Origin of the sequence: Novosphingobium chloroacetimidivorans (assembly GCF_014204535.1) — a bacterium.
In the GTDB taxonomy this organism is placed as follows: Bacteria; Pseudomonadota; Alphaproteobacteria; order Sphingomonadales; family Sphingomonadaceae; genus Novosphingobium; species Novosphingobium chloroacetimidivorans.
The window spans coordinates 141,042-154,127 of sequence record NZ_JACHLR010000009.1 but is presented as its reverse complement, the minus strand read 5'-3'; the positions used below and the strand labels follow the sequence as shown (position 1 = coordinate 154,127).

Sequence of the window (13,086 nt, the reverse complement as noted above, 5' to 3'; positions counted from 1 at the left end):
GATCTGCTCCGGATCGTTCGTCGACTTGCCCCTCCCAGCGTCATCTTATGTGAACCAACGGCTGGCCCGCCTGCCTGCAACTGGCTAGGCTGTGCCACGAACAAGGCAAGTGAGGAGCGCGACGGGCATGTGCGACGACTACATCGGACAGGGTCAAGCGGCCGGGCAGGGGGCTGCCTCGAACCTGAGCCGCCGCGAGTTCGCCGTGCTCGGCACCGCCGCCGCCCTCGCCGGTTGCACCGGCGGCGTCGCGGCCGCATCGGACAACGGTGACTTGCGCGAGCGCATGGTGGAGATCACCACGACCGACGGCGTCGCCGACGCGTTCTTCGTCCACCCGGTGAAGGGAGCGCATCCCGGCATCGTTATGTGGCCCGACATCGCCGGGCTGCGAGAGGCCAAGAAGGTCATGGCCCGGCGTCTTGCCGCCGCCGGCTACGCGGTGCTTTGCGTCAACCAATACTATCGCGGCGGGCCCGCGCCGGTGATGGAAAGCTTCTCCGAGTTCCGCACGCCCGAGGGTCAGGCCAAGATCAAGCCGCTGCGCGAGGCGCTGACGGCGGCGGCAATCACCCGCGATGCCGCCGCTTACGTCGGCTTCCTCGATGGCGACGCCGCCGTCGACAAGGCGCGTGGCATCGGCAGCAACGGGTACTGCATGGGCGGGCCGTTCACCGTGCGCACGGCAGCGGCAGTGCCGGGCCGCGTCGGCGCGGCGGCTTCGCTGCATGGTGGAGGCCTGGTCACCGACGCAACTGACAGCCCGCACCGCCTGCTTGCCGCCACCAAGGCGAGCTACCTCTTCGCTGTCGCCCGCAACGACGACGCGCAGGATCCCACCGTCAAGGACAAGCTGCGCGCCGCTGCGGACACCGCCAAGCGGCCGGCCGAGATCGAGGTCTACGCTGCCGATCACGGCTGGTGCGTGCCGGACTCGCCCGCCTACGACCCGACCGAGGCGGATCGTGCCTGGCAGCGCATGCTCGCCCTCTTCGGCAAACTCTGAGCCATGGCGACCGGCGCCCGGGCGCTGCACGTCCTGATCGTCGGCCGGCTCCTGGACGTGGTGGACGACACCTGCACCCGGGTGCAGCGCGAAGGCGTCGTCATCCATCCCGCCACCACACTCGACGAAGTGCGCTCGGTGCTCGCGCTCAAGCCGATCGACATCATGATCGTGGGCGCGGGGATCGAGTTGTCCGAGCGTCTCGCCATTGCCCGCGCGGCGTTCGAGCAGAGCGAGAGCATCACGGTGCACCTGAAGGACAAGGCATCGGGACAGGCCGGTTTCGTGCCGTTCGTCGAGCGGCTGCTGGTCTCTCGCCTGGGAGGATCGGGCTGAGGCTCCCGTCTCCTTTCACGGCCATGCCAGCCCTTTGCGGATCACCGAAAGCGCGCGCCTGAACATCGGCGTCAGTGCCGGCTTTCGCGCGATTCCACCGCATCTCCGGGAAAGAGCCCTGCGACGATCAGTGCCGCGCTGATCGTCGAGAGCGTGCCAAGCAGATCGCCGACCGCTTCCTCCTGCACCATCAGTTCCAGCGTCTGGCGCGCGGCCTTGGGCCCTTGATCTCGCATGGAGACAAGGACGCCGAGGATCAGCGCCTCGTGCTCGGACACGCGATTGCAGGCAAGGGGGGCGAACCCGAAAGTCTCCAGCGCATCGCGGTTGAACAGCAGCATTGACTTGTGGAAGGCCTGCAAGCCCCCGATCATCCGCCACTTGGCGAAGGCCGGGGCAAGAGCATGGGCCGGGCAGGTGCGCTGCCCCATCGAAGTTACCCAGGCTCGCATCGACCACACCATGAAGCGGCATCCCGCATCAAGTCGTTCGAGATCGCGATCGACGAATTGGTACATTTCCGGCTTCTCCTCGGGTGCGCATCGCAAGCTCTCAAAAGGGCTTTCATTTGAGAACGATTATCATTAGCGATTGATACGCGGCTTGTCCCTCCGGTCAAGCCCCTGCGGATCGGCGTCAGTCATGGGACGTTGATCCTGCATCTCCCTAGCCTTGCAGCCGGGGCGGCGTGGTTGCGCTGCCCCGGCCTTTTTGTCTCACCGCGGAAGGCGCGTGGAATGTGGCCGGGTGTCACCCTGTCAATTTACGGACAGCCAGGATCTATAGCGATGAAATCGTGGTATTTCTGCCGAGATGGCGAATGCAGAGCCTGAAGACCAGCTCGGCCGCGTCAGCCTTCAGGCCGTGATGCGATAGTCGATTGGCTTGAAGCTGCCGCCGTTGCTCGCGTAGGCCGAGCAGGCGGTAATGCCGATGATCAGATCCCTCTCCGCGCGCAGCGACAGCGAATCACCTGCGCGGCTCACCGGAGGCAGGACGCTGACCTTGCCGGCATCGTCGACCGGCACGTTCATGAAACAGTTGAAGGCGACGGGGATCGAGTCGGGCTCTATGCCCCACGGCGCCAGCGCCTCGGCGAGATTGCCGAAGCAGCCACGGTGCACCGGCTGGTCGGGATAGAAATGCCGGAAGGTGTCCTCGCTGCACGGCGTCAGCAGGAAATCGTGGCAGCCCACCGAATCCGCCTCGATCGACAGCAGCACGTTGGATCGGTTGGACCACAGCCGGTTGCCGGCGGTGAGGCGGATGGTTTCCTCGTAGTCGAAGGTGCGGCCGTTGCTGATCACCTCGCGCGGATCGTCGAGGCTGTAGGCGAGGAGATCGGCGACCTGCACGCCCTCCGCGTCGATCACGGTGAGCAACTGCCCCGCCTTAAGCTCGAACCCAACCGCCGAGCGGGGCGGGATGCGGCCTTCGCTCATTCGGCAGGTTCCGTCTCGCGTGATAAGCCACGCGAGTCGGAGAACGGACAGCGCCAGCTACTGGGCACGAGACGGCCGCTGTACTGAGCCGCCTCGCTCGCATCGCCGTGGCGCGCGAGCATCGGGTTGATGGAGCCGGCGAGCTTCTCGTCGCGCTGGAGGATGGTTTCGCGGATGGTCTCGTACTTGCCCTGGTCGCGCAGCTGCTCGAACTGGTCGTGGAGGTTGAACACCATGACCGGACGTTCGAACCGGCGCGCGGGGCGGCTGGCCTGCGGATGCATCCCGACTACGAAGAACCCCTCGCCACCGAAGCTCAGCGAGAAGTGCGGGCTCTCCGGATCGCTGCTGACGCGCGGGTCGTAGGGCTGATCGAGCCAGGCATCCTTGTCGCTGAGCGACTGGATGCGCTCCCAGATCGCGTGCTCGAACTGGGCCTCGGTGATGGGGACGGGATCGGCGAAGATGAAGGCGATGCTGCGAAAAAGGCCGGGGTCTTCGCGATACTCGAAAGCCCAATCCAGCAGCTCGCGATGGATACGCACATCGTCCCAGCCGCTCTGGACAGACCAGCATACGACCGTCTTGAGCGTGCCGTGCGCCAAGGCGGACTTGGCCCCGACGCAGGGAAACGCCTTGTCCTTGACGAAGGCTTCGAAGGCCTGGCGCAGCTCCGCTTCGGCTGCCTCTTCGATCATCGGTCCCATGGTTTTCAAATTAATCAAAATAATGCCCGATCAGGTTGCACCGTGTGCAGGACAGGGAATGGCGCAGGGCATGGAAAGTTCCGCGCTTGTCCATCTGAACGGCCAGCAGGGGCAAGGCCAGCGTCCCTTGCCCTCGCATCGGTCAGGTTTCCGGCCCGCGATAGTCGAAGCCGCCTTTGGGCTGGACCTTCAACGAATTGAGCTGGAGCGCAGCGAGTAAGTAGCAGCCGACCAGCAGCGGCAGTTCCATCATCTGCTCTTCGGTGTAGGTCTGCGTCAGCTTGTCCCACGTCGCGTCCGAGATCGCGTAGTCGGCCATCTGCTCTTCGACTGCGCGCAGCAGCGCGGCCTCGTGCTCGGTCCAGCCGGGCGCATCGGAGCCCTCGATCACGCGTTCGATCTCGTCGCGCGTGACGCCGAAGTGCTGGCCTATGTCGATATGCTCGCACCACTCGAAGGGCGCTCGGGCAAGCCAGGCGATCCGCAAGATGGCCAGTTCGCGCTCACGCGGGGGAATGGCCCCTTTCGCCAGCTCGATGCCGAGCGCCATATGGCCCTTGAACATGCCCGGGTGCCGCAGCTGGATGAGGCTGACGTCGGGGAAGGGGCGCTCCTCGGGGATGTTGAAGGCCGCGCGCAGGTGGTCGACCTGCTCCTGGCCGGCCGGAGACACTTCATCGAGGCGCAGCGGCGCGTAGCGCGGGCCGCCTGCGATGACCTGGGCCTCGCGCGCGGCAATGTCGAACTCGTACTTTCCGGTAACGGGCTGGCCCATCGTCTGCTCCTTCAATGTATATATTTCGCGACCTGCTTAGCCGCTGGAAAAGTGTGGGCAAGCTCAGGCCGCATTGCGTGTCGGTGCCCAGCGATCCATGCACGCGATGTAGTCGGCAAACGCGCTCCGCGCTTGGTCCATGTCGAGCCCGAACAAGGCAGGGTCGGGCCTGGCGTTGGGTTCGCGCGCGTCATTCTTCGCCCACCACTGCGCCATGGCTTGGGCGAATTCGGGCGAGACCTCCTCGCCGAGCCAGTCATAGAGCCGGCGGACCTGGTCGATCGGGTCCTGCTGCATGGCCTTGAAGTGGATATCGAAGAAGCGGGCGTCGTTCGTGCCTTGCTGGCGAAAGGCGATCGCGCGGCGCATGCCTTCGGTCCAGCTGCGCAAGTTGAGCTCGCCGATCCAGGCGTGGTCGAGATGGTCGGTGAACTTGCCCATGATGTCGGCGTAGACCGAGCAGACCGACAGGAGCACGTCGCTGGGATCGCGGTGCGTCATGACGAACCGCGCGTCCGGAAAGCTGTGGTCCAGCGCATCGAGGTAAAGCAGGTGCGTGGGCGCCTTGAGCCGCCAGCGGCGCTTCGGCTCTTGCCACTGCAGCAGCTTGAGCGCGCGCTTCTCGTAGGCATACGTCGCCGTCAGATCGGCCTGGAGCAGCCAATCGGCATATCGAGGCACTTTGGCGAAGGCGAGGAAGATCTGGCTCGCCATGCTGAGCGCCATCAGGTCCTGGCACTCCATCGCGCCATCGATCCCGGTGGGCGTGCGCTTGCCGCCTTTCAGCTGCGCATCGAGCGCGCCCGCATCGCCGCCGCGGCGTGGGTCGGGCCCGTCGACGGTCCCGGGCGGCGGGCAGGGCCGGGCGCTCTCCCACACGCGCAAGTAGCGGATCTGCGGGTCGCTGGAGAGCAGGAACGACAGCGCGGTCGAGCCGGTCCGGGGCAGGCTGACGCCGAACAGCGGCGCTTCGATCACCTCCGCGTCGCTCTCGGGATGGCGGCGGTACCAGTCCTCGATCTGCAGGCGCTGCTGCAAATGCAGGAGTATGCGGCCCTGGATCGCCTGTTCTCCGGCCGGGTTCAGGCGTGCCTCGCTCTCGAGCGAAGCGACGAGGATCTCCAGGCCGGTGCGGAAGTCGCCTTCGCCGAAGTCGTCGAGCCCGGTCGTGCTGCGCGCCCGGTCCATCAGTTCGCGATGCCGCGCCATGCCCCTCTCCCGTCCAGTTGTCTGGCTGTTTCGAGGTTATGACCGGCTCCAGGGGGAGCGCCAACCGCCGTGACGATCAGTGTGGCGGGCTTGCGGCTCTCAGTCGCGCGCGGCGCGCACCGCGGCGCCGCCGGCGAAGGGTGCGACCGCCAGCAGGACGAGGCTGACCGCGCCGGTGAGCGCCACGCCGCTGTCGCCGCCGGTCGAGAGGCTGCCCGCACCGAAGATCAGCAGCGGCACGCCGAGAGGAATGACCAGCAAACCCGCGAGCGCCGCGCCGCCGCGCAGGCCCGCGGTGATCGCCGCGACCGCGACGCCCAGCGCAGCAAGGCCCGGAGTGCCGGCGAGCAGTCCCAGCTCCACCGTGCGCAGATGTGCGCCCGAAAGGCCGAGCAGGGCCCCGGCGGGCAGGGCGGCGAGCATCAGCGGTGGGCCGAAGCTCAGCCAGTGGGAAACCACGCGGACGGCGATGACCCACTCCTCGCTGATCCCGCGCAGGGCCCATTGGTCGAACATGCCGCGCTCTAGGTCCGGTTCGACCAGGCGGTCGAGCGGCAGGATGGCGGCGAGCAGCGCTGCGACCCAGATCACGCCGCCGCCGGTGCGTGCCAGCAGCGGCGCATCCGGGCCGACCGCGAAGGGGTAGATCATCGCCACCGCCAGGAAGAACAGGATCGGCAGCAAGGCTCCACCGCCCTGGCCGGAGCCGAGCAGCCGTGCGAGGTCGCGGCGCAGCAGAGTGGCGAACAGGCGGATCACGGCGCGAAATCCGCCAGCGCGACTTCGCGCATCCCCGCAAGCGCGAAGGGCTGATGCGAAGCGATCAGGAGCACGCCGCCTTCGCGGCAATGGGCGGCCGCCAGGCGCTCGACCAGCGCGGCGGCGTGGACGTCCAGGCCGTTCAACGGCTCGTCGAGGAGCCAGACCTCGGCGCGCTGACCCAGCAGGCGCGCCATGGCCGCGCGCTTGCGCTGCCCTGTCGAGAGATAGCGTACGGGCACGTCGAGCAAGTCGGCGAGGCCCAGCGCATCGAGGTCGACCGGTGTCCGCCCGTCCAGGCCGCGCCAGAAGGCGAGGGCGCGCTCCAGCGGCAGCTCGGGATCGAGAGCAGGGCGTTCGTCGACGAGGCCGACGGCGCCATGTCGCGCGACCGAGCCGGCGAAAGGGCGCGCGAGGCCGGCGACCAGGCGCAGCAGGCTCGACTTGCCGGTGCCGTTGGTGCCCGTCACCTGCAACGCTTCGCCGGCGTTCAAGGCGAAGGACAGGCCGCGGAACAGCACCCGGTCGCCGCGGCGGCAGGCGAGGTCGTGCACTGCGATGTGAGCCCCTTGCATGGAGCGCGGCGATAGGGGAAGTGCGTCAAGCTGCCAAGGAGACGCGTGGATGGCCATTGCCGCACTCACCGATACCGAGCGTAACGACGCTCTCGCCATGCTGCCCGCGTGGACCTTGCGAGAGGATGGGCTGGCGATCGGGCGGACGCTTCGGTTCGCGGACTTTGGAGAGGCTTTCGCCTTCATGACGCGCGTGGCGATCGAAGCGGAGAAAGCCGACCATCATCCCGAGTGGTTCAACGTCTACAATCGGGTGGAGATCACGCTTACCACCCACGATGCCGGCGGGTTGAGCCAGCGCGATGTGACGCTGGCGCGGTTCATCGATGCCGTGGCCAGAGGAGCTGACGCGTAAGCTGACCGATGCGCCTGCCCTCTCCCCGCGCGGGGAGAAGATAGCGAAGGTTGCCACGTAAGTGGCTACCGTAGCTTGGAGAGGGGCTTGCGATGGTAGAGCGGGCACGAAACCCCTCTCCAACTGCGGCTAACCAGCATCGCTGGTAAGCCTACGTATCCTCCCCCGGGCGGGGGGAGGGCGCACGCACATCCAGTGCCTCTACCGTTCAAACCTCAGCGGTCGGAGCGGCCTCTCGTGCGGCGAGGGCCGTCGCCTCGCGGCGGGCGCGGGATTCTTCGGTCTTGCGTGCGCGGTCGGCCATGTCGCGCCAGGCTGCCTCGGAGCGCAGAGCCCGGTCGCGTACGTTGTCGAGATTGGCAACTTCGGCGCTGCGGGCTGCTTCTTCCGCGCGTTCGGTCGCGAATTCGTAGCTGAAACTCATGTGCGCTCCTGCAGTGACTGAGGGGAGAACGACAGGGGCCCGCGATTGGCTGCGAGCCCCTGCGCGGGGATCATGCGGACGCGAGGTTGATCGCGGATTCCTTGCCGTTACGGCCCCGCTCGACTTCGTAGGAGACGCGCTGCTCGCGCTCCAGCGTCATCATGCCGGCAGCCTGAACGGCCGAGATGTGGACGAAGCTGTCGGCGCCGCCGTTGTCGGGCTGGATGAAGCCATAGCCCTTGTCGGCGTTGAAGAACTTTACGGTTCCGGTAGGCATGCGCGTTTCCTTTCGAGAAACAGGGGTTGCACGGCCGCGACATGCGGCCCTGCCGTGCGTCAAGGTCGTCAATCGAAAGGAAGTCGTCGTGCAGTGCACGCCGGTTGGGGCGCGCTCCATTCGGCTCAGTCCGTCACAAGGTTCGACGTTCAGCTGCCGCAGTGTAACACGGACCGACCCGATTACCTAATCTCAGCGGCCTACCCTGTACCCGACGGCCCGCCTTGCGCTGGTCGGCACCGCTCCGCATAACCGCGCCATGAACCAGGCGGACCAGCGGCATCGGCTGCGCAACATCCTCGGCGGATCGGCAGGCAATCTGGTCGAGTGGTACGACTGGTACACCTACTCCGCCTTCACGCTCTATTTCGCGCCGATCTTCTTTCCGGCGGGCGACCGGACCGCGCAGCTGCTCAACACCGCTGCCGTCTTCGCCGTCGGCTTCGTGATGCGGCCGATTGGCGCCTGGGTGATGGGCATCTACGCCGACCGCCATGGCCGCAAGGCAGGGCTGACCCTCTCGGTGACCCTGATGTGCACCGGCTCGCTGATGATCGCGTTGACGCCGGGCTATGCGGCGATCGGAGTCGCCGCGCCCGCCCTGCTGGTGATCGCGCGCATGTTGCAGGGCCTCAGCGTCGGCGGCGAGTACGGCGCCAGCGCCACGTACCTGAGCGAAATGGCCGGGCGCGAGCGGCGCGGCTTCTTCTCCAGCTTCCAGTACGTGACGCTGATCGCGGGGCAGCTCGTCGCGCTGGCGGTGCTGCTGGTGCTGCAGGCGACGTTATCGGAAGAGGCGTTGCGGGCGTGGGGCTGGCGCGTGCCGTTCTTCGTCGGCGCCGGGCTGGCCGTGCTGGTGTTCTACTTGCGCCGCCGCCTGGCGGAAACCAAGAGCTTCACCAATGCCCGCACCTCCGAAGGGCCGCGCTCCAGCGGCCTCGCGCTGTTTCGCGAGCACCCGCGCGAGGCGCTGCTGGTCATGGCGCTGACCGCGGGCGGCACCCTCGCGTTCTATGCCTACACCACCTACATGCAGAAGTTCCTGGTCAACACGAGCGGCTTTTCCGCTCCGGTCGCGACGCAGATCACCGCCGCTGCGCTGTTCGTGTTCATGCTGTTGCAGCCGGTGTTCGGCGCATTGTCCGACCGGGTGGGGCGCAAGCCGCTGATGATCGGCTTCGGTGTCGCCGGCGTCCTGCTGACGTATCCCATCTTCCGCCTGCTGGAAGGCGTGCACAGCCCGCTCGCCGCCTTCGCGCTGATCCTGGCGGCGCTGGTGATCGTGAGCGGCTACACCTCGATCAACGCGGTGGTGAAGGCGGAACTGTTCCCCGCGCACATCCGCGCGCTGGGCGTAGCTCTGCCCTACGCGATCGCCAACACGTTGTTTGGCGGCACCGCCGAATACGTCGCGCTGTGGCTGAAGCAGCATGAGGCCGAGCAGGCGTTCTACTGGTACGTGACGGCGATGATCGGCGTCTCTCTGGTGGTCTATGTCCGCATGCGCGATACGCGCCATGCCAGCCTGATCGTCGAGGATTGAGGGGCATTTGCGAACCGCGCATCTCGTGCGGGTCGCACAACAATCGCCAGGCTATGCGGGCTTGTGCTTGCCAAGCCTGATCGCACGCCCTACAGGCACCCCCGCCCGCAGGAGTGTAGCTCAGTTGGTAGAGCATCGGTCTCCAAAACCGAGGGCCGTGGGTTCGAGTCCCTCCACTCCTGCCAGGCATCTTAGCGAAACAGCCAGGCGCACATGCACGGTTCGACCCGACCCGACATCGGCGACATGACGGGGGCCGGGGACATGCAGACGCTGGGCTGGCGACGCGACGTGGGGCTATGGCTCGGCGTCCTTCTCGCCTTTGCCGCGACCCTGCCGGTGCTGGTCGCCTGGGCGCCGCAGATGACGGACTACCCCTCGCATCTGGCCGGCTACAAGGTCATGCTCGACCATGGCGAAGATCCGTTCCTGACGCGGTATTACACCTTCGAATGGGAGTGGACCGGCAATCTCGGTTCCGAACTGCTGATGGTGCCGCTCGTATCGCTGATGGGCCTGGAGGCGGCGGGCAAGTTCATCGCTTTCATCATCCCGTTGCTGACCGGCCTTTCGGTGCTGGCGGTTGCCCGGGCCTTGCGCGGCCGTATCGGGCTGGGCGCGATCCTGGCCTTCACCACCATCTGGTCGCCGGCGCTGCTGATGGGCTTCCTCAATTATTCGCTCAGTCTTGCGCTGGCTCTGTTCGCTTTCGCGGCCTGGGTGCGCTGGGAGAACTGGCGCTGGCGTCCGGCCGCGATGGTGCCGATCGCCTTCGCGGTGTGGCTGTGCCACATGTCCGGATGGGGCGTGCTTGGCGTGCTGGTGTTCGGCTACGAGTGGAGCCGCCGGAGCTGGCGTGACAGCTGGAAGGCTGTCCTCGCGCCCTGGCCGCTGATCTTCCCGCTGTTCCCGATGCTGCTCGGCGGCGGCGGCAACTCCAGGATGAGCTACGGTCGGCAGGTGCTCGAATACAAATGGGGCATCCTCTACCGTTCGCTCCGCAGCCATGTCGAATGGTTCGACCTGGCGACCATTACCGTCATCGTCGCGCTGCTGGCGATCGCGGCGGCGACCCGGCGCATCGATGGCCGGCTCGGCTGGGCGGCGGTGATCCTGTTCGTGCTGACACTCGCGGTGCCGCGCCATATCTATGGTGGGGACTACGCCGACTACCGGCTCAGCACCGCGGCCTTGCTGGTCGCGTGCCTGGCGATCAACTGGCCGGCTCCGCGCTGGGGCCTGGTGCTCGTCGCGGCCCTGTTCTCGGTGCGCCTCGGCATCACCACGCTGCATTGGTACGACGATGGCCGAACCTCGCAACGCATGCTGCAGGCGATGGACTATGTGCCGCAAGGGGCCAAGGTCGCCACTGCCGTCGCCATTCCACGCCGCCAGTGGGACTTCGGCAGCTTCGAGCACCTGGGGAGCTATGCGGTGGTCCGCAGGAGCGCGATGGAGAACTCCAACTTCGCGCTTCCCGGCGTGCACCTGATGAGCATGGCGGACCCTGAGTACAAGCGCTTCGCCGACCCCAGCCAGCGCATCCTCTACGCGCCATGGCAGAAGATCGACTTGCGCCGTTTCAAGCCCGCGAAGAAGGCCGATTACCTGTGGTACATCGGCAATGTGCACCCGGTCGCGCTGCCCGATGGCGCGCGCATCCTGTTCCGCACGCCCAACTCGTTCCTGGCGCGGCTTGCAAAGCCGGCCAAGTCTAGCTAGATCGCGTTCCTCTTCCGACAGAAGAAAGTTCCATCGCTCTCCCGGCCCCGGCCGGGGCGGCGATGAACCCTAGCCGGAAGAAACGCAGTTTTTCCGCTTATCCGGCGGCAGGAAGAGACGAGAGAATGGCCAAGACCAGCCCCAACGAGTTCATTCGCCAGGTGCGCGCCGAAGCTTCCAAGATTTACTGGCCCTCGCGCCAGGAGACGGTGACGACGGGGATCTTCGTGGGTCTGATGACGGTGTTCCTCGCCGTGTTCTTCCTGGGCATCGACACGGCATTCGGCACGTTCGTGCGCTGGCTGCTGTCGCTGATCTGATCCGTCAAGTTTCGCGCAAGAGAGATTACATGGCCCGCTGGTACATCATTCACGCTTATTCCGGCTTCGAGAGCAAGGTGAAGGAGTCGATCCTTTCCGAAGCCGAGCGGATGGGCCTGTCGCACTACGTCGAGGACGTGCAGGTGCCCTCCGAGATGGTCACCGAGGTGAAGCGCGGCAAGAAGGTGCAGACCGAGCGCAAGACCATGCCCGGTTACGTGCTCGCCAAGCTGCAGCTGAGCGACGACGTCTACCACCTGGTCAAGAACACGCCCAAGGTCACCGGCTTCCTGGGCACCAACGGCAAGCCGCAGCCGATCAGCGAGACCGAGGCGTCGCGCTACTTCGGCGCTGCCGAGGCCGCCGCTGCCGCGCCGCGCAAGACCATCAACATCGATTACGAGATCGGCGATTCGGTGAAGGTGCTCGACGGCCCGTTCGCCACCTTCAACGGCGTGGTCGAGGAGCTGGACTTCGACAAGAACCGCGTGAAGGTCTCGGTTTCCATCTTCGGGCGTGCCACGCCGGTGGAGCTGGACTTCGAGCAGGTCGAACTCTCGAAGTAACGCGCTCCCGCAGACAGATTATGAAGGGCTGGCAGCTTCGGCTTCCAGCCCTTTTTGTTTCGAAGTGCTTAGCCGGGTGGCAAGGGCCCGCGGCCGGCCCAAGCCGGTTTGTGCGTCACCGTACGATGCCGCTGTAGGCGATCTGCCCCCGAGCCTGTACCCGGGGCGGTATGCGCCAGCGGACATGCGTGACGTCCTCCGCCGTCGCCGAGCGCCCGCCTACGCGCAGGGCGCCCAGTCTGCCCCAAGTGCGTCCGCCATCGACCGAGACGTCCTGATCGTCCCAGGCACTGCCTTGATAAGCGAGGGCGGCCGGCAGCGGATTGGTGATCACGAAACCGCGATTCCCTGCGCGGCGGCTCCAGTTCACCACGGTGATGACGCGATCGCCGCGGATGAACCGATCGGCCGGCTCCAGCCGGCGGGTGCGATCGGGTTGGACCCGCTCGACATAGACGGTGCTTTGCGTCGCGACCTGGGGCCGAGCGAGAGCAGGAGCGCACAGCGTCGGCACCTGCAGCAAACCGAATGCCCACAGCACCGCCTGGCGCGTCATCCTGGCCGACATACTCGCGAACCCCCGCAGGCCAACCCCCTGGCCGGTCACCACCTTGCTCCACGATGACCAAGATATGGTTAACGGACCGGTCAAATTGGCATGTGGACAGCACCAAAGCGGTAAATGTCACGAGAGTGCAGAAAGTGGTGTTGACAGCCCTGGCGGCCTGCCATAGAGGCGCGGCTCCCCAAGGGGTGCACGCCTAAAAGCGTTCTGGAATGCGGGTGTAGCTCAGTTGGTTAGAGCGCCGGCCTGTCACGCCGGAGGTCGCGGGTTCAAGTCCCGTCACTCGCGCCACTTGGGGAATTTTCCTTTTAGATCAGCGTCGAACGCAGTTGGTCGCTCACGGCGTGGGCGTGGCGTTGCGCTGCCAAAGGCGCGGCTAGCCACACCAAACGTCGCCCCCGCGCAGGCGGGGGGCCGCTTTGGTGTTCAAGCCTAACTTGTGAAGAACTAGCGGGACCCCCGCCTTCGCGGGAGCGACGCAAACTGCTGTAACAAGAGCAAGTGC

General features: G+C 66.3%; 17 protein-coding genes and 2 tRNA genes. 9 read left to right on the top strand and 10 right to left on the bottom strand.

Annotation, left to right across the window (positions count from 1 at the left end; genetic code table 11):
* Positions 1-127 precede the first annotated feature (127 nt).
* Positions 128-1,006, top strand: a complete 879-nt coding sequence (locus HNO88_RS11995; protein ID WP_184245413.1) for a dienelactone hydrolase family protein — start codon at positions 128-130, stop codon at positions 1,004-1,006.
* Between the two features lie 3 nt (positions 1,007-1,009).
* Positions 1,010-1,342, top strand: a complete 333-nt coding sequence (locus HNO88_RS11990; protein WP_184245411.1) for a hypothetical protein — start codon at positions 1,010-1,012, stop codon at positions 1,340-1,342.
* Between the two features lie 71 nt (positions 1,343-1,413).
* Here HNO88_RS11990 and HNO88_RS11985 read toward each other — a convergent pair whose 3' ends face one another.
* The 7 genes from HNO88_RS11985 to ccmA form a co-directional block, all read right to left on the bottom strand.
* Positions 1,414-1,860 (bottom strand): hypothetical protein, encoded by a 447-nt coding sequence (locus HNO88_RS11985; RefSeq protein ID WP_184245409.1) that lies wholly within the window; start codon positions 1,858-1,860, stop codon positions 1,414-1,416.
* A 339-nt stretch (positions 1,861-2,199) separates the two neighbouring features.
* Entirely contained in the window at positions 2,200-2,784 is a 585-nt protein-coding gene (locus tag HNO88_RS11980) for a DUF1989 domain-containing protein (RefSeq protein ID WP_184245407.1), read from the bottom strand.
* Positions 2,781-3,482 (bottom strand): guanitoxin biosynthesis heme-dependent pre-guanitoxin N-hydroxylase GntA, encoded by a 702-nt coding sequence (gntA, locus tag HNO88_RS11975; RefSeq protein WP_184245405.1) that lies wholly within the window; start codon positions 3,480-3,482, stop codon positions 2,781-2,783. Before gntA ends, HNO88_RS11980 begins: the two co-directional genes overlap by 4 nt.
* Before the next feature lie 151 nt (positions 3,483-3,633).
* The gene (locus HNO88_RS11970) at positions 3,634-4,266 is read right to left on the bottom strand and encodes a carboxymuconolactone decarboxylase family protein (protein WP_184245403.1); all 633 of its coding nucleotides are present in this window, start codon (positions 4,264-4,266) and stop codon (positions 3,634-3,636) included.
* A gap of 63 nt (positions 4,267-4,329) precedes the next feature.
* The gene (locus HNO88_RS11965) at positions 4,330-5,475 is read right to left on the bottom strand and encodes a sulfotransferase family protein (protein WP_184245401.1); all 1,146 of its coding nucleotides are present in this window, start codon (positions 5,473-5,475) and stop codon (positions 4,330-4,332) included.
* 99 nt (positions 5,476-5,574) lie between these two features.
* Positions 5,575-6,234 (bottom strand): heme exporter protein CcmB, encoded by a 660-nt coding sequence (locus HNO88_RS11960; protein WP_184245399.1) that lies wholly within the window; start codon positions 6,232-6,234, stop codon positions 5,575-5,577.
* A complete protein-coding gene (ccmA, locus tag HNO88_RS11955; RefSeq protein ID WP_184245397.1) occupies positions 6,231-6,809 on the bottom strand; it encodes a heme ABC exporter ATP-binding protein CcmA in 579 nt (192 codons plus the stop codon). Before ccmA ends, HNO88_RS11960 begins: the two co-directional genes overlap by 4 nt.
* Between ccmA and HNO88_RS11950 the strand changes: the two genes are divergently transcribed.
* Complete coding sequence (locus HNO88_RS11950) at positions 6,808-7,164, top strand: 4a-hydroxytetrahydrobiopterin dehydratase (RefSeq protein WP_281384011.1); 357 nt, start codon at positions 6,808-6,810, stop codon at positions 7,162-7,164. The two genes, ccmA and HNO88_RS11950, sit on opposite strands and share 2 nt — an antisense overlap.
* A gap of 208 nt (positions 7,165-7,372) precedes the next feature.
* Here the strand turns inward: HNO88_RS11950 and HNO88_RS11945 are convergent, their stop codons facing one another.
* Both HNO88_RS11945 and HNO88_RS11940 read right to left on the bottom strand, forming a co-directional pair.
* Positions 7,373-7,588, bottom strand: coding sequence for a hypothetical protein (locus tag HNO88_RS11945; protein WP_184245393.1), 216 nt, complete (start codon positions 7,586-7,588; stop codon positions 7,373-7,375).
* 70 nt (positions 7,589-7,658) lie between these two features.
* The gene (locus HNO88_RS11940; RefSeq protein ID WP_184245391.1) at positions 7,659-7,865 is read right to left on the bottom strand and encodes a cold-shock protein; all 207 of its coding nucleotides are present in this window, start codon (positions 7,863-7,865) and stop codon (positions 7,659-7,661) included.
* A gap of 259 nt (positions 7,866-8,124) precedes the next feature.
* On the opposite strand from HNO88_RS11940, the gene HNO88_RS11935 reads away from it, so the two are divergent.
* The 5 genes from HNO88_RS11935 to nusG all read left to right on the top strand — a co-directional run bounded on the left by HNO88_RS11935 (position 8,125) and on the right by nusG (position 12,016).
* The gene (locus HNO88_RS11935; protein ID WP_184245389.1) at positions 8,125-9,408 is read left to right on the top strand and encodes an MFS transporter; all 1,284 of its coding nucleotides are present in this window, start codon (positions 8,125-8,127) and stop codon (positions 9,406-9,408) included.
* Positions 9,409-9,517: 109 nt separating this feature from the next.
* A tRNA-Trp gene (locus HNO88_RS11930) sits at positions 9,518-9,593 on the top strand.
* Between the two features lie 28 nt (positions 9,594-9,621).
* Positions 9,622-11,130: a hypothetical protein gene (locus HNO88_RS11925; RefSeq protein WP_184245387.1), complete on the top strand. Its 1,509-nt coding sequence runs from the start codon at positions 9,622-9,624 to the stop codon at positions 11,128-11,130.
* Positions 11,131-11,255: 125 nt separating this feature from the next.
* Positions 11,256-11,450, top strand: coding sequence for a preprotein translocase subunit SecE (gene secE, locus HNO88_RS11920; RefSeq protein ID WP_184245386.1), 195 nt, complete (start codon positions 11,256-11,258; stop codon positions 11,448-11,450).
* A gap of 29 nt (positions 11,451-11,479) precedes the next feature.
* A complete protein-coding gene (gene nusG / locus HNO88_RS11915) occupies positions 11,480-12,016 on the top strand; it encodes a transcription termination/antitermination protein NusG (protein ID WP_184245384.1) in 537 nt (178 codons plus the stop codon).
* A 115-nt stretch (positions 12,017-12,131) separates the two neighbouring features.
* On the opposite strand, the gene HNO88_RS11910 is transcribed toward nusG, so the two are convergent.
* Positions 12,132-12,584, bottom strand: coding sequence for a hypothetical protein (locus HNO88_RS11910; protein WP_246381628.1), 453 nt, complete (start codon positions 12,582-12,584; stop codon positions 12,132-12,134).
* Positions 12,585-12,795: 211 nt separating this feature from the next.
* Between HNO88_RS11910 and HNO88_RS11905 the strand changes: the two genes are divergently transcribed.
* Positions 12,796-12,872, top strand: a tRNA-Asp gene (locus HNO88_RS11905).
* Positions 12,873-13,086: the final 214 nt, after the last annotated feature.